Annotated in this window: 18 protein-coding genes; 8 read left to right on the forward strand and 10 right to left on the reverse strand. The window is 61.3% G+C overall.

What is annotated here, in order from left to right:
- Positions 1–54 precede the first annotated feature (54 nt).
- The gene (locus tag APH33_RS05825; RefSeq protein WP_054884245.1) at positions 55–4,707 is read left to right on the forward strand and encodes a dermonecrotic toxin domain-containing protein; all 4,653 of its coding nucleotides are present in this window, start codon (positions 55–57) and stop codon (positions 4,705–4,707) included.
- A gap of 77 nt (positions 4,708–4,784) precedes the next feature.
- Here the strand turns inward: APH33_RS05825 and APH33_RS05830 are convergent, their stop codons facing one another.
- From APH33_RS05830 to gpmI, 5 genes are all read right to left on the reverse strand, one after another.
- Positions 4,785–6,188, reverse strand: a complete 1,404-nt coding sequence (locus APH33_RS05830) for a serine protease (protein ID WP_054884246.1) — start codon at positions 6,186–6,188, stop codon at positions 4,785–4,787.
- A 78-nt stretch (positions 6,189–6,266) separates the two neighbouring features.
- Positions 6,267–7,034 carry a divergent polysaccharide deacetylase family protein gene (locus tag APH33_RS05835; RefSeq protein ID WP_054884247.1) on the reverse strand — a complete coding sequence of 256 codons (768 nt, stop codon included), beginning with the start codon at positions 7,032–7,034 and terminating at the stop codon, positions 6,267–6,269.
- Between the two features lie 8 nt (positions 7,035–7,042).
- Positions 7,043–8,377 (reverse strand): S41 family peptidase, encoded by a 1,335-nt coding sequence (locus APH33_RS05840; protein WP_054884248.1) that lies wholly within the window; start codon positions 8,375–8,377, stop codon positions 7,043–7,045.
- 79 nt (positions 8,378–8,456) lie between these two features.
- Positions 8,457–9,752 carry a murein hydrolase activator EnvC gene (locus APH33_RS05845; RefSeq protein WP_054884249.1) on the reverse strand — a complete coding sequence of 432 codons (1,296 nt, stop codon included), beginning with the start codon at positions 9,750–9,752 and terminating at the stop codon, positions 8,457–8,459.
- Positions 9,753–9,893: 141 nt separating this feature from the next.
- Complete coding sequence (gpmI, locus tag APH33_RS05850) at positions 9,894–11,429, reverse strand: 2,3-bisphosphoglycerate-independent phosphoglycerate mutase (RefSeq protein WP_054884250.1); 1,536 nt, start codon at positions 11,427–11,429, stop codon at positions 9,894–9,896.
- Between the two features lie 206 nt (positions 11,430–11,635).
- Between gpmI and APH33_RS05855 the strand changes: the two genes are divergently transcribed.
- Genes APH33_RS05855 through secB form a run of 3 tightly spaced genes read left to right on the forward strand, consistent with a single transcriptional unit; the run spans position 11,636 to position 12,831 of the window.
- Entirely contained in the window at positions 11,636–12,049 is a 414-nt protein-coding gene (locus APH33_RS05855) for a rhodanese-like domain-containing protein (RefSeq protein ID WP_054884251.1), read from the forward strand.
- A gap of 1 nt (position 12,050) precedes the next feature.
- Positions 12,051–12,305, forward strand: coding sequence for a glutaredoxin 3 (grxC, locus tag APH33_RS05860; protein WP_054884252.1), 255 nt, complete (start codon positions 12,051–12,053; stop codon positions 12,303–12,305).
- A 40-nt stretch (positions 12,306–12,345) separates the two neighbouring features.
- Positions 12,346–12,831, forward strand: coding sequence for a protein-export chaperone SecB (secB, locus tag APH33_RS05865; RefSeq protein ID WP_054884253.1), 486 nt, complete (start codon positions 12,346–12,348; stop codon positions 12,829–12,831).
- 161 nt (positions 12,832–12,992) lie between these two features.
- On the opposite strand, the gene trmL is transcribed toward secB, so the two are convergent.
- Complete coding sequence (gene trmL / locus APH33_RS05870) at positions 12,993–13,454, reverse strand: tRNA (uridine(34)/cytosine(34)/5-carboxymethylaminomethyluridine(34)-2'-O)-methyltransferase TrmL (protein WP_054884254.1); 462 nt, start codon at positions 13,452–13,454, stop codon at positions 12,993–12,995.
- On the opposite strand from trmL, the gene APH33_RS05875 reads away from it, so the two are divergent.
- Positions 13,453–13,890, forward strand: coding sequence for a hypothetical protein (locus tag APH33_RS05875; protein WP_054884255.1), 438 nt, complete (start codon positions 13,453–13,455; stop codon positions 13,888–13,890). The genes trmL and APH33_RS05875 overlap by 2 nt on opposite strands.
- 358 nt (positions 13,891–14,248) lie before the next feature.
- On the opposite strand, the gene ntrC is transcribed toward APH33_RS05875, so the two are convergent.
- The 4 genes from ntrC to glnA all read right to left on the reverse strand — a co-directional run bounded on the left by ntrC (position 14,249) and on the right by glnA (position 19,128).
- A complete protein-coding gene (gene ntrC / locus APH33_RS05880; RefSeq protein WP_054884256.1) occupies positions 14,249–15,685 on the reverse strand; it encodes a nitrogen regulation protein NR(I) in 1,437 nt (478 codons plus the stop codon).
- Positions 15,682–16,767 (reverse strand): nitrogen regulation protein NR(II), encoded by a 1,086-nt coding sequence (gene glnL / locus APH33_RS05885; protein WP_054884257.1) that lies wholly within the window; start codon positions 16,765–16,767, stop codon positions 15,682–15,684. Before glnL ends, ntrC begins: the two co-directional genes overlap by 4 nt.
- Before the next feature lie 265 nt (positions 16,768–17,032).
- Complete coding sequence (locus APH33_RS05890) at positions 17,033–17,569, reverse strand: chorismate mutase (RefSeq protein ID WP_054884258.1); 537 nt, start codon at positions 17,567–17,569, stop codon at positions 17,033–17,035.
- A 152-nt stretch (positions 17,570–17,721) separates the two neighbouring features.
- Positions 17,722–19,128, reverse strand: coding sequence for a type I glutamate--ammonia ligase (gene glnA / locus APH33_RS05895; protein WP_054884259.1), 1,407 nt, complete (start codon positions 19,126–19,128; stop codon positions 17,722–17,724).
- A gap of 471 nt (positions 19,129–19,599) precedes the next feature.
- Here glnA and thiI point away from each other — a divergent pair, with 471 nt between their 5' ends.
- The 3 genes from thiI (at position 19,600) to APH33_RS05910 (ending at position 24,613) form a co-directional block, all read left to right on the forward strand.
- Positions 19,600–21,054, forward strand: a complete 1,455-nt coding sequence (gene thiI / locus APH33_RS05900) for a tRNA uracil 4-sulfurtransferase ThiI (protein WP_054884260.1) — start codon at positions 19,600–19,602, stop codon at positions 21,052–21,054.
- Positions 21,055–21,181: 127 nt separating this feature from the next.
- Positions 21,182–23,002, forward strand: coding sequence for a translational GTPase TypA (gene typA, locus APH33_RS05905; RefSeq protein WP_054884261.1), 1,821 nt, complete (start codon positions 21,182–21,184; stop codon positions 23,000–23,002).
- Between the two features lie 186 nt (positions 23,003–23,188).
- The gene (locus APH33_RS05910; RefSeq protein WP_054884262.1) at positions 23,189–24,613 is read left to right on the forward strand and encodes a PhoPQ-activated pathogenicity-related family protein; all 1,425 of its coding nucleotides are present in this window, start codon (positions 23,189–23,191) and stop codon (positions 24,611–24,613) included.
- The last annotated feature ends 7 nt before the right edge of the window (positions 24,614–24,620 follow it).

A 24,620-nucleotide genomic window follows, 5' to 3' on the forward strand; every position in this document is an offset into this window, starting at 1 on the left:
GGACCCGGGCGTGATTGCCGCAGCCTAGCGCTTTTCAGAGCGGAGGTACCCAGCATGATCCGATCCCAGCTTCCAGTCTTCGATTTCAGGCAGGCCGTTGCCAGCCAGTTTGGCGACAGACCGACCCTGCGCCAGGTTGCCAGTGAACAACTGCTGCGCTTGTTGTTGGCAGAGCTGCCGTGGTTGGCCGCTGTCACCCCCGCTCTGACAACGGCTGACCCGCTGATGCTGGACAGCCCGGACCCTTCGAGCACCTATTGGACCACCGCTCCCCTGGTGGATCGGGTACTGGAAGCCTTGCTCGATCCGCAGCTGCTGAGCATCGAGCCACTGGCTGATGGCCGCTATTACAATCTCGGGCTTACCGGCATTCATCGTTTCGCCGGTTCGACGACAGAATTCGATACTCGCCAGCTGTCAGGCTTGTCTCCCGCACTCAATCAGTTGCTGGAGCAGCTTCCACAGCACTTCTGCGAGGCCCAGGTCGCCTATTGGCGGGCCAAGGGCAGCGCCGGAGTCAGTCGCGACAGTTGGTTGCAGTTGCTGCTCAGGATCGCTCTGCTACGCGGCCTGCCCTGGCAAGGTCTGGCTCCACAGGAGCAAGCGTGTATCCGTGGCCTGCTTCATGGCGGTGATGATCAACCTCCGGTGTACTTCGTCCAGACACATCTGATCAGTGCGTCGCAGCAGCATCATCAGATGCAGTGCCAGATGCTGGTATGTGGCGAATGGGATGAGCGCGAAGTCGTACTGTGGTGCGCCCCTTCGGGCGCAGTGCGCAGCTTCGACTCGTTGAGCGCGTTTGGCCTCGGATTGCGTGACGAACTGGCGCAAGGCTACGCCTTCGAACAGATGACCTGGCAACGCTATCCGGTCAAGGGAAACATATTTTCCCAGCAGGTTTCACTTTTGCTCGAGACGCTGCTGCAAAGGGTTGAGCACGCCCGCTATGGCGACATCAAGGATGTACCGGCCCTTGAGCAGCGTTTTGCCCAGCTAAGCGACCCTTCGTCCTGGTTCGAGGTTTATCAGGATGAAACCCCTGCCGTGAAGGCACCTCCGGGCTGCCTGGCAAGCGCTGCCCAGGACAGCTTTGCCTGTAGCGCCGCATTGCTGCAGATTGCGCTTCATCAGCTCGACTCGGGCGGCATCGCAGCACTGGACGGCATTCAGTCGTTGACCGATTACGCTCGCCAACGGCTAATCACGCAAATTTGCCAGGACCATGGGGCTGACAGCTCTCCGGATGACCTGATGCTTGACCTTTACCTGGCCCGTGGCATGCCGGGAGGATCGGCAACAGGTACTGGTGGCGGCGAACCACTGGTCTTCGCTGGCAGCAAGACGCTTACTGAATTTGCCATCGGTAACCTCGCTTCCCTCAAGGGGGCAAGCATCGAGCGAATCTACCTGCGCAGCGGGGGTGACACGCCATCATGGTTTGATGCCGATACGGCCAGAGCACTCGTTACCAAGGTAGATATCGGAAGGCATTATCCCGCCTATGTCGCCGCGCAACTGGACGACCCGGCCAAACGCGCAGACCGGGTCAGACGGTTGGGTGGTGAATGGCGTGCAGCTCTGCTCGCCGCTGCGATGAATGCAAAGCTTGATGGCAAGATTCGTGAGCCTGGGCTGCAATGTGTTGTGGATTTCTGTGCCGGTCATGTTGACCCGCTCACGCCGCGAATGATGTTGATTCCGTTGGCCTTCAAGCGCAGCGCAACGTCTTTGAAAACGGACCCAGTCCGCTGCATGTACATTCTGTATTGTGCAGAACCTTCACTGGCGCTGCTTTACCGCCCCTTGTTCGCACGCGACACGCTTCGTGAATATGCGAGTTTGTCGGACCTGCTCGAACATGTGCGCGAGTCGAAGCTGCTGCAGGACAGTATTCTCGACTGGATGGAGCCGAGCGTCAGGGCCATATACGACCATGGTGGTTTCAGCGAACCTCACATCAGTAGCATTGGCGTAGATCCCTTCGTTCAGCCTGTTCGACCAGAGCCCGCACAGCTGGCCATCACCTACTGGCATGGCGGCATTGACGAGAAAGTTTACGCGGCGAATCGAGATCTGCTGGTCAGCCTCGCCGATCAACAGACGGTATCCAATGCCGAAAACCGCTGGCAAACCCTGTGCGAGGGCGCATGGCTGTTGTTCGATGTCGTGACGTTGGTGATCCGTGGGCCGGTGGCATCAGTGGGCTGGCTGGTGCAATTGCTGGTGTCCTTGCAGCACGACCTGGAAGCGCTGGAGCGTGGCGATGAGTTTGACCGTGCAGCTGCAACGGCCGACCTGATATTGAACCTGAGCATGGTATTGCTGCATGCCAGGCAACCTGCCCAGAACACTCCCGAGCATGAGTTGCCCGGTGCGGCAGCAGTCGAAGGGCCTGAGGCGCAGCGCGGAGCTTTTGCCGAAATCGCTGTCGCTCCTGCGCAGGAGGCGGTGGTTGCTGGTGAAACGCTGCCTGTTCGCTGGCTCGATTTTTCCTGGCGGGGCCAGAGCGGCTTCAACTGGTTACCGCGCGCGCAGCGGGAAGCACTCCAGGCCATGCGTTCAAGTGTGCTGCTCAACGGCTTGAAACCGTCGAGCAATGCTGCCACGGCGGGATTGTACCGCATCGATGACGACTATTACGTCGCCTTGGCCGGGGATGCCTATCGGGTGGAACGACTGCCAGATGGCGTGCGGGTGGTCGATTCCAACGGTAACCCAGGGCCTTGGCTGGATTTTGTCGATGGCGTCTGGCGGGTGGACACGGCACTGCGCCTGAGCGGCGGTATGAAGCAAAACTCCGCGCGCGTTCGGCTGGCAACCCGTTTTCGCGAATTGCATCAACAGATCAACCAACTGGACCAACAGGTCAATCTCGCAAGAGCGCAATTTGGCAGGATGGCCATGAGTTCACTGGAGGCGAAGAAGAAGCTGCAAGGCCTCAAGGACCTCAGGGCCAAGGCAGCGGAACAACAGTCCGCATTGCCTGAGGGAGAAGAAGCTACGAAGTTGCAAGCCCTGCTTCAGCGCTACGATCAACGCATAACCGAGTTGGAGCGGGATGACTTCAGGCAGAGAGACCAATCCATACAGCAGCTGGAAACCGCAGTCAGCGCCGAAAAGGCAATACTGGCGCTGCTGGCGACCATCAGGGAACCGAAATTTACCAGTGAACGGCTGAAAGGCGGTTGGGATGCGGTGCTCACCCAGCACGAAGTAACTGTGCGGGAGGGGTTTATCCGTAATAGCGACTTCATCGTAAATGAGCTTTGGGGCCTTGCCGACTATCCCGAACTGGTCGCGATTCAAAAAGCGCTGGATGGGCGCCCCATTGCTGAAGTCGCTGGGTTGTATCAGCAGTTGCGTAGCAAACTGGAATACGTTGTCGGCCTGCAGGATCGCATCCTCGCAGGGTACGAAAATCTTGACCAGTTGCTGGCTGACACTGCAGACGAATTCGCGATTACCGGTTCGCCGGGTGAACCGGTGCGTACTGTTGCGCAACTGATTGCCCTGCGCAGATTCAACACGGTCCAGCTGCGTTTCCACCAGGTATTGAACCTGGCTGACCTGGCGTTGCACCTCGACAATGACGGCGGGCAGAGCGCACTTGCCGGCTACCGGGAGGAGCTGACCGGGCTGAGTCTGCGCAATGCCGCTGAAGCTCACGGCGAGCTGGACTTTTCCAATCTGTCGGCAGCGGACAGGATAGTCATCCTGCAGGAAGCCTGGGATGAATACAGTGCTGCGCTGCTCAACAGCGACCGTATTCGCAAGGAAGGCGGGGCATTGATCGAGCCGGCGATGATCGATCGATACCAGGAACATGTCGGCAAGCTCAAACTGGATGCGGGTAGCCGTCTGGTCGGGGCAATTCGCGAGCAGGATGATGCCAGTGTACCTGCCAAGCGTTCGCCGTATCCGGTTTCCGGCGAACCGCAGCGGCTGGTGCGTAATGCTCAGGGCCAGCTATTGATCGGGACCGAGATCGAAGTGCAGGGCCAGCGCTTGCTTGAGGTGCGGGAGGCGGTCAGCGAAGCAGTGCTGGCCACCTTCGAGCAGGTGGATGGCGAATGGCGCCAGCGTGAAGGCAAGCGGCCCTCGTTGTCTGACGAAGCTCCCCCAAGCGATCTTGCCATGTGGATACAGTCCCTGCGGGACGAGAACAACGCGCTGCGGGAAAAAGCCGAGTCCTATGTGCTGCACGATATCAAGGGTGCCTTGCTGGCCCGGTTATTCGACCAGCAATTGGACAAACTGGCTCAGGCGGCGAGCATGGTGCGTGAGGCGGGTGGCAACGACACGCTGCTCAGGGCCTTGGAGCGAGAGGCGGACGCTTTGCGTGCAGAGAAAAAGCTGCAACTCACCACCCTTTACACGGACACCAACTACCCTTCCGCCGAGGCCCTGCGCTTCCTCCATGCAGAGGGCCTGATCACGGTTGAATACAACGAGCGGCGGACCATGCAGGACGGTACTGCTTTTGACGAATACCGGGTACTGCGTCTGCCAGGCAAACGCAACCTTTGGGCTGCGCATTTCCATTTCCAGTCACCTGACGATTTCGCCGAAGACTTTGTCGCCGGTCACCTGAAGACCTGGAGTCAGCGTCGTATGAGTAACCGCCTCGCTGCAGTTGCAGGACAGCGGCTCCACCGCGGCAAGCTGACGCTGGAGCAAGCCAGGGGAATCATCCCGTTCCATTGATCCACCCGGCAACACGGCGGGCGCTAGCCTGCTGTACCTGGCAGTCACGTGCGGGTACAGCAGGCTCGGGCGGCCTGTCACGGTGCAGCGGATTGCAGCAGATCAGTGTGAAATTCAGAACGCTGCCCAATCAGATCGATGGCAACGCTGCATAACTTCAAGGGCAAGGCCGAGACCGGGATATTGCGACTTTGTGCGCGCAGCAGGCGATAGCCGGATGGATCGTCGCAGTCTGTTGTTGCCGGTGCACCACGCTTTACCCGGTAGAAGACAACATCCGGATCTCGCAGCCAATTGATGCGAATGCTGCCGTCGGGCAAGTGTTCTATCGCCACGCGGGCCTGAGGCTTGCCAGGTGGCAGCAGGTCAACTTTGATGCTCAGGCTGTTGGCCATGAGTGCGCGGGAAGGCAGCTGGTCTGGCGACTGTATGCCGATCAGGCACAGGTAGTGGGTACCGGGCTCAGGACCGATCGGGTCGTTGATCAGATTTTCGCTTGAAGCAATGGTGCCGCTGTAGCCAGCCGGGTCTTCGCAAGCAAGCGCGTCGGTGCTGGTTTTGTAGCGGTAGCGCGGCGTATCGATCAGGAACTGAAAGCCCCAACGCGCAGGTTCAGAAGGAGCGTCAGCCAGGCTTCGCGCTTTGGTCAGCTTTTTGAAGCTGCCGCCCTGCGGCTCGAGTTGAAAGCCCGGCAGCAATTGGCAATCTTCCAGATCAAGGTCTGCACGACCTGCACTGAAGCAGCCAACAAGGCGATGGACCGGGATTGCACCGACTTCATTGTCATGCATGCTGTTGGCGAGGCTGACCAGGCGGTTGCTCCCGCTGTCCACGACCGGGCTCCCGGACGCCCCCTCATCCAGGCCTTGGCAATCATTTCGCCTGGCATTGCGCCACACCCAGTTGCCGACACTGGATGTTCCGTGGAAGCGCTCCGTGCAGGTGGACAAGCGCAGGCCTTTGCCGATTGAGCTGGGTTCGCCGATTACCTGAACCGCGCTGCCCGATGCGGCGGAGCGGCCCAGCTTGAGCGGCTTGATGCCTTGTGCCAGCAGCTCCTCAAGGGTGGCATCCACCTCCAGAAGCGCCAGGTCGGCACCTTGCAGGCTGCTCCATACCGTGCGTTTCAAGGGCACGGTGTGGCGCTGGTCTTGTGTATCGACAAAATAGTTGAAGGCAATGCTGCCGGTAATCGGCTGGTCAACAATGACCTTGCCATTGACCCCGCCAGCGCAGTGCCCGGCTGTCAGTATGTAGGCCGGCCCACTTGTACCGTGGGTGTCATCACGGCTGTCCAGCAAGGTGCCGATGCAATGTCGGTTTTTCCAGATCAGCCGGCCAACGCCTGTCCATTGCGAGTTCTGGCCAGCGCTGTTGTACAGGGTAAGTGGTGCCGAGGGAGGAGGCGTGATGTCGTTGGCATTGGCCAGGTGGCTGGAGAGTGTCAGGCCTAGCGTAGCCAGGAGTGAGGGGATATGCATGTCGTACCTCCATGGAATGGAGGACGAAGGGTGAAGGTGCTACCGATGTGCTTGGCGGTACATAGATGAAGGGCCTGCTCAGCGGTTGCTGTAGCGGCCATGCTTGCCATGTGCCGGCATGGCCTGGTTGCTCCGCTCGGCGATCATCTGCGGTAGCTTGATCAGGATGACACCTTGGCCTTTGAGCCGTGGTAGTTCGCGTGCCAGCACTTCGAGTGTTTGTGGGTAAGGGTGGCCGATCAGCACTGCCGAGCCTTGCTTGCGGGCCAGGGCGATGCCTTGCTGAAGCTGACCGGTAATTGCCTCGGTGGTGCGCACATCGTCGAGGAATACATCCCGCGAAACATGCGCCAGCCCCTGTGCCTGGGCTTCGGCAGCCGCCACGGTGGCGGCGCTGGTGCGGCTGTCGACGAAGAACAGGTGACGACGCTGTAATTCGCCCATCAGCCAGGCCATCGGCTCACGCTGGGCGGTCATGCGGCTGCCCATGTGGTTGTTGATACCGGCGGCATACGGCACCTTGGCCAGGGCTGCATCGAGGCGTCGGGCCAGTTCGTCCTGGGGGATGCCGGGGTGCCAGGCATAGGGGCCGGTGGCCGGGTCCATGGGCATGTGCAGGATCACCGTCTTGCCGGCCTTGTGGGCCTGGCGGGCGAAATCGGTGGCGTGTGGGGTGTCGGGCATGATCGCCATGGTCACTGGCCCAGGCAGGGCGAGTGTGCGGCTGTCACGCTCGGCGCTTTGGCCCAGGTCGTCGATTATGATGCTCATATAGGCCTTGCCGGCCGGTGCCGCTTGTGCGACTCCGGCCATCAGGCAGACCAACAGACACAGCAGATAACGCATGGGCTGGGTCAGTCGCCTTTGGTGATGTTCAGGCCCTTGAGCAGGCTCAGGGCCTGGCTCAGCTGGTAGTCGCTGTCCTGCGGGCGTTCCTGGCGCTTGGTGCTGCCGGTCGGGCGGTCGGCGCCACCGTTGCCGTTGCCCAGGTGGCCCTGCAGGTCGGCTTCCTTGAAGGTGTCGTTGTCGTTGGCGTCGGCAGTCAACTTGGCTGGGCGCACTTCAATGTCGGGGACGATGCCCTGGGCCTGGATCGAGCGGCCGTTGGGCGTGTAGTACAACGCAGTGGTGAGCTTCAGGGCGCGGTCATTGGCCAGCGGCAGCACGGTCTGTACCGAGCCCTTGCCAAAGCTGTCGGTACCCATCAGCACGGCGCGTTTCTGGTCCTGCAGGGCGCCGGCGACGATTTCCGAGGCCGAAGCGCTGCCGCCGTTGATCAATACCACCAGTGGCACCCCTTCGCTGGCGTCGGCCGGGTCGGCTGAGAAGCGCAGTTCGGAATTGGCGATGCGGCCCTTGGTGTAGACGATCAGGCCCTTGGTCAGGAAGTGGTCGGCCACTTCCACTGCCGATTGCAGCACGCCGCCGGGGTTGTTGCGCAGGTCAAGGATCACCCCGCGCAGTTTCTTGCCGTTGTCCTTGCGCAGCTTGGCCAGGGCCTTGCCGACCTCGTCACCGGTCTTGACCTGGAACTGGGTGATGCGGATGTAGCCATAGCCGCTTTCCAGAAGCTGGCTCTTCACGCTCTTGACCTGGATTACCGCGCGGGCAAGGGTTACGTCGAACGGGCTGCCCCCGTCGCGCACCAGGGTCAGGGTGATCTTCTCGCCAACCTTGCCACGCATCTTGTCGACCGCTTCGGTCATGGTCTGGCCGCGGGTCGGGGCGCCGTTGATCTTGACGATCAGGTCTCCGGCCTGCACGCCGGCTCGCGATGCCGGGGTGTCATCGATAGGCGATACTACCTTGATATTGCCGTCCTCCTGGCCCACTTCGATGCCGAGGCCACCGAATTCGCCACTGGTGCTTTCCTGCAGCTCCTGGAAGTCCTCAGGCCCGAGGTAGGCCGAGTGGGGGTCAAGGTTGCTGAGCATGCCCTTGATGGCGTTCTCCAGCAGGGTCTTGTCGTCCACAGGTTCGACATAGGCCGCCTTGATACGGTCCATGACCTCGGCAAAGGTGCGCAGCTCTTCCAGCGGCAGCGGTGCCTTGGCGGTCACCTCGGTGGCGGGCACTGCGGCAGTCTTGGCTGGCGAGGCCTTCACCGGCTCCGCGGCGCTGGCCAGGGGCGCACCGATCGCCAGGGCGATGGTCAGGGCCAGCTGGGTGAGGCGAGGCGAGTGCAGCATGTCGAACGAACTCCTGATCCTGTAAGCGCTCCCTGCGGAGCATCGGCGCAGCGCATGGCGCCATGCCGTATGTAATGTGTCAGCCGCGGCACCACTGCGAAGGGTCGGTTGGCCGGCCCTGCTGGCGAATGGCGAAGTACAAGCCTGCGCTGTCCTGGCCACCGCTGTCGCCAACGGTGGAAATGGCTTCGCCGGCCTTGACGATGTCGCCGGCGCTCTTGAGCAGGCTCTGGTTGTGGCCATACAGGCTCAGGTAACCATTACCATGGTCGAGAATGACCAGAAGTCCAGCGCCACGCAACCAGTCGGCAAACACCACGCGCCCGCCGTGCACTGCGTGTACCTGGGTACCTGGGCTGGCGCTGATCATCACGCCGTCCCACTTGGCCCGGGCATCGCTGCCGCGCGCATCACCGAAGCGTGCCAGCAATCGACCATTGACCGGCCAGGGAAGTTTTCCCCGGGCTGCAGAAAATGCGCCGCCGTAGCTGGCGCCGTCACTGGAAACCAGTGGGCCGAGGGTGGTGCGGGCCTTTTTCGGCGGCTCGCTATCTTCCCTGTCCGCACGGGCGGCCAGGGCCTCCTGTTGGCGGCGTTTCTCGGCTTCCTGCTGGGCGAGCAGGGCTTTCTTGCGCGCTTCTTCGGCTTCGCGGGCCTGGCGCGCCAAGGTTTCCTCGATGGTCTTGAGCACCTTGGCCAGGTCCGCCTGGTCCTGTTGGCGCGCCTGCAGCTTCTGGTCGCCATCTTTCACGTCGCTGTTGAGCTTGGCCAGTACCTGCTGGCGTTTGCTGCGTTCGGCATCCAGCGCCTGGCGGCGCGTGTCGAGGTCGGCGCGCTGCGCCAGCAGTTGTTCCTGCTGACGGGAAATGTCCTGCTCGACGTTGGCCAGTTGGCGCAACGTTTCATTGAAGGCCTTGAGCTGGTCGAGGCGCGCCTTGCTCAGGTAGTCGTAATAGGTGAGGGTGCGGGCGAACTTCTCAGGGTTCTGCTGATTGAGCAGCAGCTTGAGGTATTCCTCGCGGCCGTTGTTCTGGTAGGCCGAACGGGCCTGAATGGCAATCAGCCGCTGTTGCTCAACGCGGGCGCTCTGGAGTTTTTTTTTCTCGGTATCAAGGCGCTCCAGCTCGCCCTCGGTCTTTTTTAGTTCTTGTTGCAGGGCCTCCACCTGCTTCTCCAGGTTGCCGATGTCGGTCTCGGTGGCCTTGAGGTCTTTTTGCACACCGGCTTTTTCTTCCTGGAGCTTGCTCAGCGTCTTCTTGAGCTCGGCAATGTCCTGGCGGGTGGCGTCCAGTTGCTGCTGGGTCTGCGCGCGCTCATCGGCGAATGCCGGGCTGAGCAGGCAGGACAGGGCTAATAGGATCAGGGCGCGTAGCATGGGGTTTGGCGTACCGGGGATGGAGACTGGCCTAGTATGCCCGTGCGGGCAGGCAAAAAAAACGCCTCGCTGCCGGGGCAGCGGGGCGTTTGTCCGGAATTCATGTGCAAAGGGGCCGCCAGGCGGCCCCTGGACAGTGAATCAGGCGTCGACCAGGATTGAAGTGCCGGTCATTTCTGCCGGTTTTTCCAGGCCCAGCAGTTTCAGCATGGTCGGCGCCACGTCGGCCAGTACGCCGCCTTCGCGGACCCGCACCTTGCGCTTGCCGACGTAGATGAACGGCACCGGCTCGCTGGTGTGGGCTGTGTGCGCCTGGCCGGTGCACGCGTCCTCCATCTGCTCGACGTTGCCGTGGTCGGCGGTGATCAGGGCCTCGCCTCCGACCTTGTCCAGCGCCTCGACGATGCGCCCGACACAGGTATCCAGGGCCTCGACGGCTTTCACCGCAGCCTCGAACACGCCGGTGTGGCCGACCATGTCGCCGTTGGCGTAGTTGGCCACGATCACGTCAAAGCGCTGCTGCTCGATGGCTTCGACGATGCGGTCGGTCACTTCAGGTGCGTTCATCTCGGGCTGCAGGTCGTAGGTGGCGACCTTCGGCGACGGGATAAGGATGCGCTCTTCGCCTTCGAACGGCTCTTCGCGGCCACCGGAGAAGAAGAAGGTAACGTGTGCATACTTCTCGGTTTCAGCGATGCGCAGCTGGGTCTTGCCGTTCTTTGCCAGGTACTCGCCCAGCACGTTGTCCAGGCTGGACGGCGCATAGGCGGCTGGCGCGGCGATTTTTGCCGAATACTGGGTCAGGCCGATGTAGGCCGCCATTTTCGGCAGGCGTGCACGCGGGAACTCGTTGAAGTCCGGCTCGACGAAGGCACGCGACAGCTCGCGGGCGCGGTCGGCGCGGAAGTTCATGAAGATTACCGCATCGCCGTCTTCAACCTTCACCGCCTCGCCAATGCGCGTGGCCTTGACGAACTCGTCGTTCTCGTCGCGGGCATAGGCTGCTTCCAGGCCCGCCAGCGCGGTATCGGCGGTGTATTCGGCAACGCTGTCGACGATCAGGTTGTAAGCGGCGCTCACGCGGTCCCAGCGGTTGTCGCGGTCCATCGCGAAGTAGCGACCGATCAGGCTCGCGATACGGCCCTTGCCGAGCTTGGCGAAGGTCGCGTCGAGCAGTTCGATCGACGACTGGGCGCTGCGTGGCGGGGTGTCGCGGCCATCGAGGAAGGCGTGCAGGTAGATTTTCTCGGCGCCACGCTGCGCGGCCAGTTCGGCCATGGCGACGAGGTGGTCCTGGTGGCTGTGCACGCCACCGTCGGACAGCAGGCCGAGGATGTGCACGGCCTTGCCGGCGCCAGCAGCCTTGTCCACCGCCCCGGTGAGCACCGGGTTCTCGAAGAACTCGCCATCGCGGATGGCCTTGGTGACCCGAGTGAAGTCCTGGTAGACGACGCGGCCGGCGCCAAGGTTCATGTGCCCGACCTCAGAGTTGCCCATCTGCCCGTCCGGCAGGCCGACATCCATCCCCGACCCGGAAATCAGGCCATGCGGCTGGGTGGCGCGCAGGCGGTCATAGACCGGTGTGTTGGCGGCATAGATGGCGTTGTATTCGGGGCTTTCGCTGTGGCCGAATCCATCCAGGATGATCAGGACCAGAGGTTTGGGCGTGCTCGTCATCAATCAAACTCACGGTTGTTCAAAGATGATAAAGACACGCATTTTAGGGCAAATGCGCCATCAACGGCGAATAATCGTCCTGTCACCCGACCGGCGCGGGCAGCCCGGTAACATGAAGGTACCTTTACCTCCGGCCCATCGGGCTTTGGTGGCACTGGGGGGGTGTGTATACTGGCCGGCATTTTCAATCGCCTGGAACACCGCTGATGGTTGCTCACCTGATTCAATTCGCGACAGATCACTACATCCTGGTGGCGATCTTCGTGGTTCTGCTGGTTGCACTGCTCGTCAATGAACTGCGCCGTGGCGGCCAGAGCCTGAGCAACGGCCAGCTGACCGCGCTGGTCAATGCCGACAAGGCACTGGTCATCGACATCCGCCCGTCCAAGGAATATTCCGCCGGCCACATCGTCGGTGCGTTGAACATCCCGCAGGACAAGCTCGCCAACCGCATGACCGAGCTCGAAAAGCACAAAGAGAAGACCCTGATCGTCGTCGACGCGATGGGCCAGCAGTCCGGCGCGGTCTGCGGCGAGCTGCTCAAGGCTGGTTACACTGCCGCCAAGCTGAGCGGTGGCGTTTCCAGCTGGAAAGCCGATAACCTGCCTTTGGTGAAGTGATATGAAGCCCGTCATCGTCTATTCCAGCGACTACTGCCCCTACTGCATGCGCGCCAAGCACCTGCTCCAGAGCAAAGGCGTTGCCTTCGAAGAGATCAAGGTCGATGGCAAGCCCCAGGTGCGCGCCGAGATGAGCCAGAAGGCTGGCCGTACGTCGGTGCCGCAGATCTGGATCGGCAGCACCCACGTCGGTGGATGCGATGACCTCTACGCCCTGGAGCGCGCCGGCAAGCTCGACGCGCTGCTGGCAGTCTGATTTGCACTGCATTCAAAAACATTAGGATTAAGGATCTGCCATGACTGACCAACAGACCAACGGCGCTGCTGCAGAAGACAACAGCCCTCAGTTCTCCATGCAGCGCATCTACGTGCGCGACCTGTCGTTCGAAGCCCCGAAAAGCCCGCAGATCTTCCGTCAGCAGTGGGAGCCGAGCGTTGCGCTGGACCTGAATACCAAGCAGAAAGCCCTGGAAGGCGACTTCCACGAAGTGGTGCTTACCCTGTCGGTGACCGTCAAGAACGGCGACGAAGTAGCCTTCATCGCTGAAGTTCAGCAGGCTGGCATCTTCCTGATCAAGAACCTCGACGCTTCGTCGATGAGCCACACGCTCGGCGCTTTCTGCCCGAACATTTTGTTCCCGTATGCCCGTGAGACCCTGGACAGCCTGGTGACCCGCGGTTCGTTCCCGGCCCTGATGCTGTCGCCGGTCAACTTCGACGCCCTGTACGCGCAAGAGCTGCAGCGCATGCAGGAAGCTGGTGAAACGCCGACCGTGCAGTAATTCTGCCGGTATCGAAAAAGCGCCTCTCGGGGCGCTTTTTTGTTGCCTGTGCTGCCCTCTTCGCGGGCACGCCCACTCCCACAGGAACTGCACAGTCATCAGGCTTTGTGAGGTCCCTGTGGGAGCGGGCGTGCCCGCAAAGCGCCGGTACAGGCTAAAGATCAGCTCCCGGCAAAGCCGTTCTGCCGCCAGGCTTCATAAACGGTCACTGCCACGGTATTGGACAGGTTCAGGCTGCGGCACCCTGGCCGCATCGGCAGGCGCAGGCGTTGCTCGGCCGGCAGGCTGTCCAGCACTTCGGCCGGCAGGCCGCGGCTCTCTGGCCCGAACAGGAACGCATCACCGGGCTGATAAGCCACTTCATGGAACGGGTGCGAGCCCTTGGTGGTAAAGGCGAACAGCCGTGGATTGCCCAGGCTTTCCAGGCATCCGGCCAGGCTTTCGTGGCGCTTGAGCGTGGCATACTCGTGGTAATCCAGCCCGGCGCGGCGCAGGCGCTTGTCGTCCAGTTCGAAGCTGATCGGCTCGATCAGGTGCAGGGCGCAACCGCTGTTGGCGCAGAGGCGGATGATGTTGCCGGTATTCGGCGGAATTTCTGGTTGAAAAAGGATGACGTGAAACATGCACGGCTCCAAACGTGAAGATGACGAGCATTCTACCCCTGAACCCGACCTGCGTTCGAAGGCCTGGCCGCGCATGCTGCTTTCCCTGGCGCTGTTCGGGTTTTTGCTGGGGCTGATGATTGGCCGTCTGACTGCCCCTGAAGAACGGGTGCTGGAGCAGGTCGAGGTGGTGCAGGATGGCCTGAACCTGTGGTTCAACGAAGCGCCCAAGCTGCATGGCGAAAACGTCGAAGGCACTGTGGCACTGCTGTTCGAGGCCGAGGGCAAGGCACAGCGTGGTCAGCTGGACCTGCAAGGCAAACCGGTCGGCTGGCGGTTGCAGAAGAGCGACAAGGGGTTGTTGCTGACGGTGATCGCCGCGCGTCCCCTGCACGGCGAATGGGCCGGTGCAGAGGACGCTGGGCGCTGGCGGGTGCAAGTGAAACTGCACGAATAAAAGAGGGGATATCTCGGCCTGCCTGTACCAAGGTCCCCAAAAGGGCTTACAGCGAATTAAAGAGGGGATGGCCCGGCCTGCCTGTACCGAGGTCCCCGAAAGCGGCGTTACTGCGAATAAAAGAGGGGTCACCCGGCCTGCCTGTACCAGGGCCCCCGAAACTGGATATGTATTAGCTTTTGCAGGGGGCGTGCCAGTTTTGCAAAGCCCGTCAATACTGGGCTTTCAGGGTGATTTGGCCGGGTTTTGAGGGGATTTGTGCCTTCGTGAGGTGCATCGGGCACAGGATCGGTGCATCGGGGCTGAAATGGCTGGGGCCGCAAAGCGGCCCCAGGGATGTTACAGGTGTACCGCTATATCAGTGGTCCTCACCCTCATCATCATCCCCGCCATCCACATTCATCCCCAGCTCCTTGATCTTGCGGGTCAGGGTATTGCGCCCCCAGCCCAGCAGCACCGCCGCATCACGCCGGCGCCCGGCGGTGTGCTTGAGCGCCGTCTCGATCATGATCCGTTCGAAGCTCGGCACGGCGCTGTCGAGCAGGTTCGACTGCCCGCGCGCCAGGGCCTGGTCAGCCCACTGGCGCAGGGCCTGCTCCCAGTTGGTCACCGGTGCTGCGTCCTGTGGCAGGTTCAGCAGCTCCGGCGGCAGGTCGCCGATCAGCACCTCGCGGCTGGAGGCCATCACCGTGATCCAGCGGCAGGTGTTCTCCAGCTGGCGCACGTTGCCTGGCCACGGCAGGTTGCGGATGAACTCCTCGGTTTCCGGCTTGAGCAGCTTCGGCTCGACGGCCAGCTCCTGGGCGGCACGGCCGAGGAAGTGACGGGCCAGCGCCGGGATGTCCTCGCGGCGGTCGGCCAGGCGTGGAATATGAATGCGGATCACGTTCAGGCGGTGGAACAAGTCCTCACGGAACTTGCCGGCCGTTACCAGCGACTCCAGGTTCTGGTGGGTCGCTGCAATGATGCGCACATCGACCTTCACCGGCACGTGGCCGCCAACTCGATAGAACTCGCCATCGGCCAGAACCCGTAGCAGGCGGGTCTGGGTATCGGCGGGCATGTCACCGATCTCATCGAGGAACAACGTACCGCCGTCGGCCTGTTCGAAGCGACCGCGGCGCAGGTTGGCGGCGCCGGTAAAGGCGCCTTTCTCGTGGCCGAACAGCTCTGATTCCATCAGGTCCTTGGGAATGGCGGCCATGTTCAGGGCGATGAACGGCGATGCAGCGCGCGGGCTGTGACGGTGCAGGGCATGCGCCACCAGCTCTTTACCGGTGCCGGATTCGCCGTTGATCAATACGGTGATGTTGGAGTGGCTCAGGCGGCCGATGGCGCGGAACACTTCCTGCATCGCCGGCGCTTCGCCGATGATTTCCGGAGTGCGGGCCAAGGCCTGGGGAACATCGAGGCCCTGTTGTTCCTGGGCGTGCTGGTTGGCGCGCTTGACCAGCGACACCGCCTCATCGACGTCGAACGGCTTGGGCAGGTATTCGAAAGCACCGCCCTGGTAGGACGCCACGGCGCTGTCCAGGTCGGAATGCGCGGTCATGATGATGACCGGCAGGCGCGGATGCTGTTCGCGAATCTGCGCCAGCAGGTCGAGGCCGCTGGCGCCAGGCATGCGAATATCGGAAATGATCACATCCGGCTGCTGGCGGGCCAGGCGGCCCATGACGCCATCGGCGCTGTCGAAGCTCTGGGTGGTCATGCCTTCCTGTTGCAGGGCTTTTTCCAGGACCCAGCGGATGGAGCGATCATCATCGACGATCCATACGGTTTCACTTCGGCTCATGAGGCGGTGGCTCCTTGTTCCAGGGGCAGGAAGATCGAGAAGGCGGTGTGCCCTGCGTGGCTTTCACACTCGATCAGGCCCTGGTGCTGGCTGATGATGTTCTGGGTGATGGCCAGGCCGAGCCCGGTACCGTCCGGGCGCCCGCTGACCATGGGATAAAAAAGGGTGTCTTGCAGTTCAGTGGGGATGCCCGGGCCGTTGTCGATGATTTCGATACGTGCCGCCAGGCGATGGCGCACATGACCGATGGTGAACTGGCGCACGGCGCGGCTGCGTAGGGTGATGCGGCCCAGGCGCAGCTCGTTCTGCGAGCTGATCGCCTGCATCGCATTGCGCACGATGTTCAGTACGGCCTGGATCATCTGCTCGCGGTCGATCAGCACGTCTGGCAGGCTCGGGTCGTAGTCGCGCACCAGCGTGATGCAGCCCTGGCTTTCGGCCTCGACCAGGCTGCAGACCCGCTCCAGTACTTCGTGGATGTTGGTCATGGCCAGCGACGGCAACTTGTTCGAACCGAGCATGCGGTCGACCAGGTTGCGCAAGCGGTCGGCCTCTTCGATGATCACGTTGGTGTAGTCGCGCAGTCCCTCTTCAGGCAGCTCGCGGGCCAGCAGCTGTGCTGCTCCACGGATACCGCCGAGCGGGTTCTTGATCTCGTGGGCCAGGCCGCGCACCAGCATCTTGGTGGTTTCCTGCTTGCTCAGCTGGGCTTCTTCCTTGGTGATGCGCAGCAGGCGATCACGCGGGTGGACTTCCAACAGCAGCAGGGTATTGCCCTGGTGCAGGATCGGTGTCACCGCATAGTCGACGGTGATGGCCTGCCCGGTCAGCGAGGTCAGTTGCGCTTCACGCTTGGTGAACGGGTGCGCCTGTTCCACCGCCTGGCGCAGCGAGTTGAGCGCCTCGGTCGATTCGGTGAACAGTTCGCTGATGAACTGCCCGTGGCTGCGCTGGCCACTCACGGCCAGGAGCATTTCTGCTGCCGGGTTCATGTACTCCAGCCGCAGCTCGCTGTTGAGCAGGAGTGTGGCGGTGGTCAGGTTGTCCAGAAGCAGACGGTGCTGTGCATCGCTGATGGTCATAAGGCGTCGTTGACCTCTTTTGGCGCTTGTCAGGCAAGGCACGGCCATGGCCGGGCAGGCGGCGGATCCGCGGATGCCAGTCTCTGCACAGGAAAATGCAAGAAACAAACCAAGGCTCCGAAAAGAAGCGGAATTGCCTGATAAAGACCTGGAATTGCGCTTATTCGGATCAGATTGCCCTGATTTATCGTTTCAAGTGACCTGTTTTGGGCTGCAGATAGAAGCGCTCGGTACGTTTATGCACCAATATAGAGCATTGCTGGGGTCAACGTCCTACGCACAATTGTGCGGTTGCGCGGACCAGGGCCATGTGCCGGAGTGGGTCGCCGGCGTGTCTGTTCAATGCTTCGGTCAATTGACGAGGGCAGTCGTTCATCGGCTTGCGGTCCAGGTTGCCCAGCTCGAACAGCAATGTCGCCTGGAGCATGTCCAGGCGCGGGCGCAGTTCATCGGCAAGGTCTCTGGCTTGCTGAGGGGGCCGCTTCCCCAGCGCAGTCCAGCGGTCGATCAGGCCGTACTGGATCATCTTGTTGGCTTCGATCTGGTCGCTGAAAAAGGCCGCTGCCCTTTCGGGAGGCAAGCCGTAGTCATGCGCTGTAGCTTGAACCTGCTGCAGAACCTCTTGTTCTCGCATGGGGGCCTCGACTGGCACGCCATTGTCCCATTTGTGCACGGCCACGGCGTATGCCAAGTCCAGGCGCTGCCCGATTGCCGAAAGCAAAGGGTTGAATTCAGATTGTGGGGGGGCGCTGCAGCCGGCTAGCGTGATGGCGAAGCTAAGCACGAAGGGTAGGGCGCGCATGGCAATCTCCTTATTGTCGGGGATGTGATTGTGCGCTGTCAGGCGTGCCCTGCTTGTAGGAAGCATCTGAAACAGATGGGCATTAAACAAAAAACGGCCTTCAGAAGAAGGCCGTTTTCGGTGATTCAGATCGGCGCCAGGCGCCAATCAGATCAGCAGCTGTAGTACAGCTCGTATTCCAGCGGGTGCACGAAGGTGCGGACCTTGATCTCTTCTTCGCTCTTCAGCTCGATGAAGGCATCGATGAAGTCGTCGGAGAACACGCCGCCCTTGGTCAGGAACGCACGGCCTTTATCCAGCTCTTCCAGAGCTTCTTTCAGGCTGCCGCAAACCTGCGGAATGTCCTTGGCTTCTTCTGGCGGCAGGTCGTACAGGTTCTTGTCGGCAGCGTCGCCAGGGTGGATCTTGTTCTGGATACCGTCCAGGCCAGCCATCAGCAGGGCCGCGAAGGCCAGGTACGGGTTGGCCGATGGGTCCGGGAAGCGGGCTTCGATACGACGGGCTTTCGGGCTGCCGACGTAAGGAATACGGATCGAGGCGGAACGGTTGCGAGCCGAGTAGGCCAGCATTACCGGGGCTTCGAAGCCTGGGACCAGACGCTTGTACGAGTTGGTCGACGGGTTGGTGAAGCCGTTCAGGGCCTTACCATGCTTGATGATACCGCCGATGAAGTACAGGGCGGTGTCGGACAGGCCGGCATAGCCTTCGCCGGCGAAGGTGTTCTTGCCGTCTTTCCAGATCGACATGTGCACGTGCATGCCCGAGCCGTTGTCGCCGTACAGTGGCTTCGGCATGAAGGTGGCGGTACGGCCGTAAGCGTCGGCAACGTTGTGCACGACGTATTTCAGGGCCTGAACTTCGTCGGCCTTCTTCACCAGGGTGTTGAACTTGACGCCGATTTCGTTCTGACCGGCAGTCGCCACTTCGTGGTGGTGAACTTCAACGGTCTGGCCCATTTCTTCCAGAGCGTTGCACATGGCGGTACGGATTTCGTGGTCGTGGTCGAACGGCGGAACCGGGAAGTAGCCGCCTTTCACGCCTGGACGGTGGCCTTTGTTGCCGCCTTCCACGTCAGCGCCAGTCATCCACGAGCCTTGCTCGGAGAAGATCTTGAACATCGAGCCGGAGATGTCCGACTGGAACTTCACTTCGTCGAAGATGAAGAATTCTGGCTCTGGGCCAGCGAATACGGTGTCACCGATGCCGGTGCTCTTCAGGTACTCTTCGGCGCGCTTGGCGATCGCACGTGGGTCGCGATCGTAGCCCTGCATGCTCGACGGGTCGACGATGTCACAGGTGATGATCAGCGTCGGCTCTTCGGTGAACGGGTCCAGAACAGCGGTCTCGTCGACCGGCATCAGGATCATGTCGGAAGCTTCGATGCCTTTCCAGCCAGCAATGGAGGAACCGTCGAACATCTTGCCGACTTCGAAGAAGTCTTCGTCCAGGCCATCACGCGCCGGCATGGTCACGTGATGCTGAGTGCCTTTGGTGTCCGTGAAACGCAGATCAATCCACTTGACGTCATGATCTTTGATGAGTTGAACCGACTTCGACATGTTGTCCTCCGGAGGGTCTAGAGCGCGGTGGGCCGCTGCTCTGGAAAAAGGGTGTTGCCGGGCGCGGATAGTCGGCCAAGCTTACCTGCCTCACAAGGGAGCAAATTGCATGCCAGTGCCCGAAAATGGCGAGGGCTGGATAAAAAGGGGCGTCTGCGGGCATTTGCCGGGCTGGCAGCGGATAAAAGTGCACCCTTAGGAGGCAGGAATTCAGTGTATAGCACCAAGTTGGTGCGCGCCTTGAAAGGTGTGCCTTCTCCGAGGGCCTCTTCGCGGGTCAACCCGCTCCCTCAGGGATTGTGGTGCCTGTGGGAGTGGGTTGACCCGCGAAAGGGCCGGAACAGGCGGCACAAAAACCGGCCTCTGCATTTATCTCGAAGCTTCTGATCAAAAGTTGGTCAAATCCTGAGCAATTTCCGCTATAATTCGCGCCCCTCATTTTCGGCAGGCCTTGCGCGCGCTGTTAACCCAATGAAACTTATCGTCAAAGTCTTCCCAGAAATCACCATCAAGAGCCGGCCGGTGCGCAAGCGTTTCATCCGCCAGCTCGGCAAGAACATCCGCAACGTGCTCAAGGATCTTGATCCAGAGCTCGCGGTCGATGGTGTCTGGGACAATCTCGAAGTGGTCACCCGCGTCGAGGACGAGAAGGTCCAGCGCGAGATGATCGAGCGCCTCACCTGCACGCCAGGCATCACCCACTTCCTGCAGGTCGAGGAGTACCCGCTGGGTGACTTCGACGACATCGTCGCCAAGTGCAAGCACCACTTCGGCCACCTGCTGGCCGGCAAGCGCTTCTCGGTGCGCTGCAAGCGCGGCGGTCATCACGACTTCACTTCGATGGACGTCGACCGCTACGTCGGCAGCCAGCTGCGCCAGCAGTGCGGCGCTGCCGGCATCGACCTGAAGACGCCTGAAGTCGTGGTGCGCATCGAGATTCGCGATCAGCGCCTGTATGTGATCCACAACCAGCACAACGGCATCGGCGGCTATCCGCTGGGCGCGCTGGAGCAGACCCTGGTGCTGATGTCCGGTGGTTTCGACTCCACCGTGGCGGCCTACCAGATGATGCGCCGTGGCCTGATGACCCACTTCTGCTTCTTCAACCTCGGCGGCCGTGCCCACGAGCTGGGCGTGATGGAAGTTGCCCACTACCTGTGGAAGAAGTACGGCAGCAGCCAGCGCGTGCTGTTCATCAGCGTGCCATTCGAAGAAGTGGTCGGCGAGATCCTCAACAAGGTCGACAACAGCTACATGGGCGTGACGCTCAAGCGCATGATGCTGCGTGGTGCCGCGCACATGGCCGACCGTCTGCAGATCGATGCCCTGGTCACCGGCGAGGCGATTTCCCAGGTCTCCAGCCAGACCCTGCCGAACCTGTCGATCATCGACTCGGCCACCGACAAGCTGGTGCTGCGCCCGTTGCTGGCCAGCCACAAGCAGGACATCATCGACCAGGCCACCGAAATCGGCACCGCCGACTTCGCCAAGCACATGCCGGAATACTGCGGCGTGATCTCGGTGAACCCGACCACCCATGCCAAGCGTCACCGCATGGAGCATGAAGAAAAGCAGTTCGACATGGCCGTGCTGGAGCGTGCCCTGGAGCGTGCCAAGTTCATCTCCATCGATCACGTGATCGACGAGCTGGGCAAGGACATCGAGGTCGAGGAAGTGGCCGAGGCGCTGCCTGGCCAGATCGTCATCGACATTCGCCACCCCGATGCCCAGGAAGACGAACCTCTGGCACTGGAAGGTATCGAAATCCAGGCCATGCCGTTCTACGCGATCAACAGCAAGTTCAAGCACCTGGACCCTACGCGCCAGTACCTGCTGTATTGCGACAAAGGTGTGATGAGCCGTTTGCACGCACACCACCTGCTCAGTGAGGGACATGCCAATGTGCGTGTTTATCGTCCGACATAAGACGCCAGGGCTGTATGGCGGCAGTATCCGCCATCGCCCTCCCGACCATCGGGCCCGCTGAGCCTCAAACCGTACATATTCGCCGCCTACACTGGCGGCAACCGAATCCTCTGATCGAGATACAGTTGTGATCGAAAATCTGCGTAACATCGCCATCATCGCCCACGTTGACCATGGTAAAACCACCCTGGTCGACAAACTCCTGCGTCAGTCCGGCACTCTGGAGCGTAACGAGCTCAACGACGAGCGCGTCATGGACTCCAACGACCAGGAGAAAGAGCGCGGTATTACCATTCTGGCGAAAAACACCGCCATCAACTGGAACGGCTACCACATCAACATCGTCGACACCCCCGGCCACGCCGACTTCGGTGGCGAGGTTGAGCGTGTGATGTCGATGGTCGACTCCGTGCTGCTGCTGGTCGACGCCCAGGACGGTCCGATGCCGCAAACCCGCTTCGTGACCAAAAAGGCCTTCGAAGCCGGCCTGAAGCCGATCGTCGTGATCAACAAGGTCGACCGTCCAGGCGCGCGTCCTGACTGGGTTCTGGACCAGATCTTCGACCTGTTCGACAACCTCGGTGCCACCGACGAACAGCTGGACTTCAAAGTCGTCTACGCCTCGGCCCTGAACGGTATCGCCGGCCTGGACCACACCGCCATGGGCGAAGACATGACCGCCCTGTACCAGTCGATCGTCGACAACGTACCGGCGCCTTCCGTTGACCGTGACGGCCCCTTCCAGATGCAGATCTCGGCACTGGACTACAACAGCTTCCTCGGCGTTATCGGTGTTGGCCGAATCGCCCGTGGCCGCATCAAGCCGAACACCCCGGTTGTCGCCATCGACACCAACGGCAAGAAGCGTAACGGCCGTATCCTCAAGCTGATGGGCCACCACGGCCTGCACCGCGTCGATGTCGAAGAAGCTCAGGCTGGCGACATCGTCTGCATCAGCGGTTTCGACGAGCTGTTCATCTCCGACACCCTGTGCGCCCCGGATGCGGTGGAAGCGATGAAGCCGCTGACCGTTGATGAGCCAACCGTTTCGATGACCTTCCAGGTCAACGACTCGCCGTTCTGCGGCAAGGAAGGCAAATTCGTCACCAGCCGTAACATCAAGGACCGTTTGGACAAGGAGCTGCTGTACAACGTTGCTCTGCGCGTTCAGGAAACCGATTCCCCTGACAAGTTCAAGGTATCGGGCCGTGGTGAGCTGCACCTGTCCGTGCTGATCGAAACCATGCGCCGTGAAGGCTTCGAGATGGCCGTGGGCCGTCCTGAAGTGATCATCCGCGAAGTCGACGGCGTCAAGCAGGAGCCGTTCGAGAACGTCACCATCGACATCCCTGAAGAATCCCAGGGCAAGGTCATGGAAGAGATGGGTCTGCGTAAGGGCGACCTGACCAACATGGTGCCGGATGGCAAGGGCCGTGTTCGCCTGGAGTACAACATTCCAGCCCGTGGTCTGATCGGTTTCCGTAACCAGTTCCTGACCCTGACCAACGGTGCAGGCATCCTGACCTCGATCTTCGATCGCTACGACACCATGAAGTCGGGCCAGATGTCCGGCCGTCTGAACGGTGTTCTGGTTTCGGTCGAGACCGGCAAGGCACTGACCTACTCGCTGGAAACCCTGCAGGCTCGCGGCAAGCTGTTCGTTGAACACGGCCAGGAGATCTACAACGGTCAGATCATCGGCCTGAACAGCCGTGACAACGACCTGGGCGTGAACCCGACCAAAGGCAAAAAGCTCGACAACATGCGTGCTTCGGGCAAAGACGAAGTGATTGCCCTGGTTCCGCCGGTTCGCCACACCCTGGAACAGGCTCTGGAATTCATCCAGGACGACGAGCTGTGCGAAGTCACGCCTAAGTCGATCCGTCTGCGCAAGAAGATCCTGGACGAAGGCGAGCGTACCCGCGCTGCCAAGAAAGCCAAGAACTGAGTTAGCTCAGGCTGAATGAAAACGCCCCCGGTCGAAAGGCCGGGGGCGTTTTTGTTTGTCTGGGGATGCAAGTTGTAGTCTGCGTCGCAAGCTGGTGTAGGGCGCTTCTTTAAGCAACCTTCAAGCCTTGTATCCGGTTGCGGGGCTACCTAGCGTGGAATGCTTTCTGTAATAGGAAGCAAGCCCATGAAATACCGATACGCACTGGCCATCCCCTGCCTGATGGCGAGTATCCATGCCAGCGCTCTGCAGGACTGTAGCGAGCTACGTCCGCAGGAAGTTGCCCGTTGCCATATCGAAAATGTCCGCCAGGCACCTCTGGAGGCTCGACTGCTCGAACAAGCCTCCGAACCTGGTTACGAATTCCGTCGCCTGCAGATGGTTTCGCAGGTGTGGGAGCCAGAACCGGTGGTTGAGCCGCGTCGCTGGGAGCACGATGTCGAGCTGCACATGCCGCGCAATGCCGTGCCTGGTAAAGCCCTGCTGGTGGTGAACAACGGCGTGCGGCACGGGCCGGCGCAATCGCCGGATCATGCCCGTGAAGCGTTGCGTGAGGTTGCCCTCAAGGCACAGATGGCCGTGGTCATGATCAGCGATGTGCCCAACCAGTATGTGACCTTCAGCGATGTCGCCAACCCCCTGCGCGAAGATGACGCCGTGGCCCATACCTGGGCGCATTCGCTGCGTGGGGCTGCGCCGGAACTGCCACTGCATGTACCGATGGCTGCGGCGGCAAGCCGGGCGATGGATCTGGCCGAGCGGGAGCTGGGTGCGCAAGGGCTCAAGGTGGACCATTTCATCATCACCGGTGCCTCGAAGCGCGGCTGGAGTGCCTGGCTCACGGCCTTGGCCGATGAGCGGGTGATGGCCATCGTGCCCAGCGTGATCGACGTGGCCGACACCTCGGCCATGCTGGTCGGGTTGCGCAAGCGCTATGGCGGTCACTTGCCTATCGCGCTTTGGCCTTACCAGGAGGCTGGGGTGCTGTACGAACAGGGTACCCCTGCATTCGAGCGGCTGATGGCGATGATGGACCCGATGCAGTATCTGGATGAGGAGGGGCAGCGCCTGGCGATTCCCAAGTACCTGGTGTCTGCCAGCGGTGATGACTTCTTCGCGCCTGACCCGGTTACCGATTATCAGCAGCGCCTGCCGGGCCAGACCAGCCTGAGAGTGTTGCCGAACTCGGACCACGGCGGGGTGCGTCAGCAGGTGGTCAGCACCTTGGTGCCGGTGGTAACGCGCCTGCGCGATGGCAAACCGCTGCCGAGGGTGCAGGTGTCAGAGGGCGAACAGCCCGGGTTGACGGCGGTCGACTTTTCCGAGCCGCCCTTGGAAGTGAAGGTTTGGACGGCAAGCAACAGCCAGGATCGCGACTTCCGCTATGCCTGCGGGGTGCGCTACCAGTCCGAGACGCTGGCGCCCAAGCGACACCTCACCCTGCAACGTACTGCGCCAGCCAAGGGGTGGCAGGCGCAGTTCGTCGAAGCGAAGTTCGCTGATGGCTTCATCGCCACCAGTCCGATCAGTGTGCTGCCGCAGACGTATCCGGAGCATCCGCCGACCGATCACGGTGGTGCTTGCCGCAGCTTCCCGGCGGCAGGCGCGTGAAGCTGGT

It is taken from the genome of Pseudomonas sp. NBRC 111130 (genome assembly GCF_001320485.1).
Classification (GTDB): Bacteria; Pseudomonadota; Gammaproteobacteria; order Pseudomonadales; family Pseudomonadaceae; genus Aquipseudomonas; species Aquipseudomonas vlassakiae.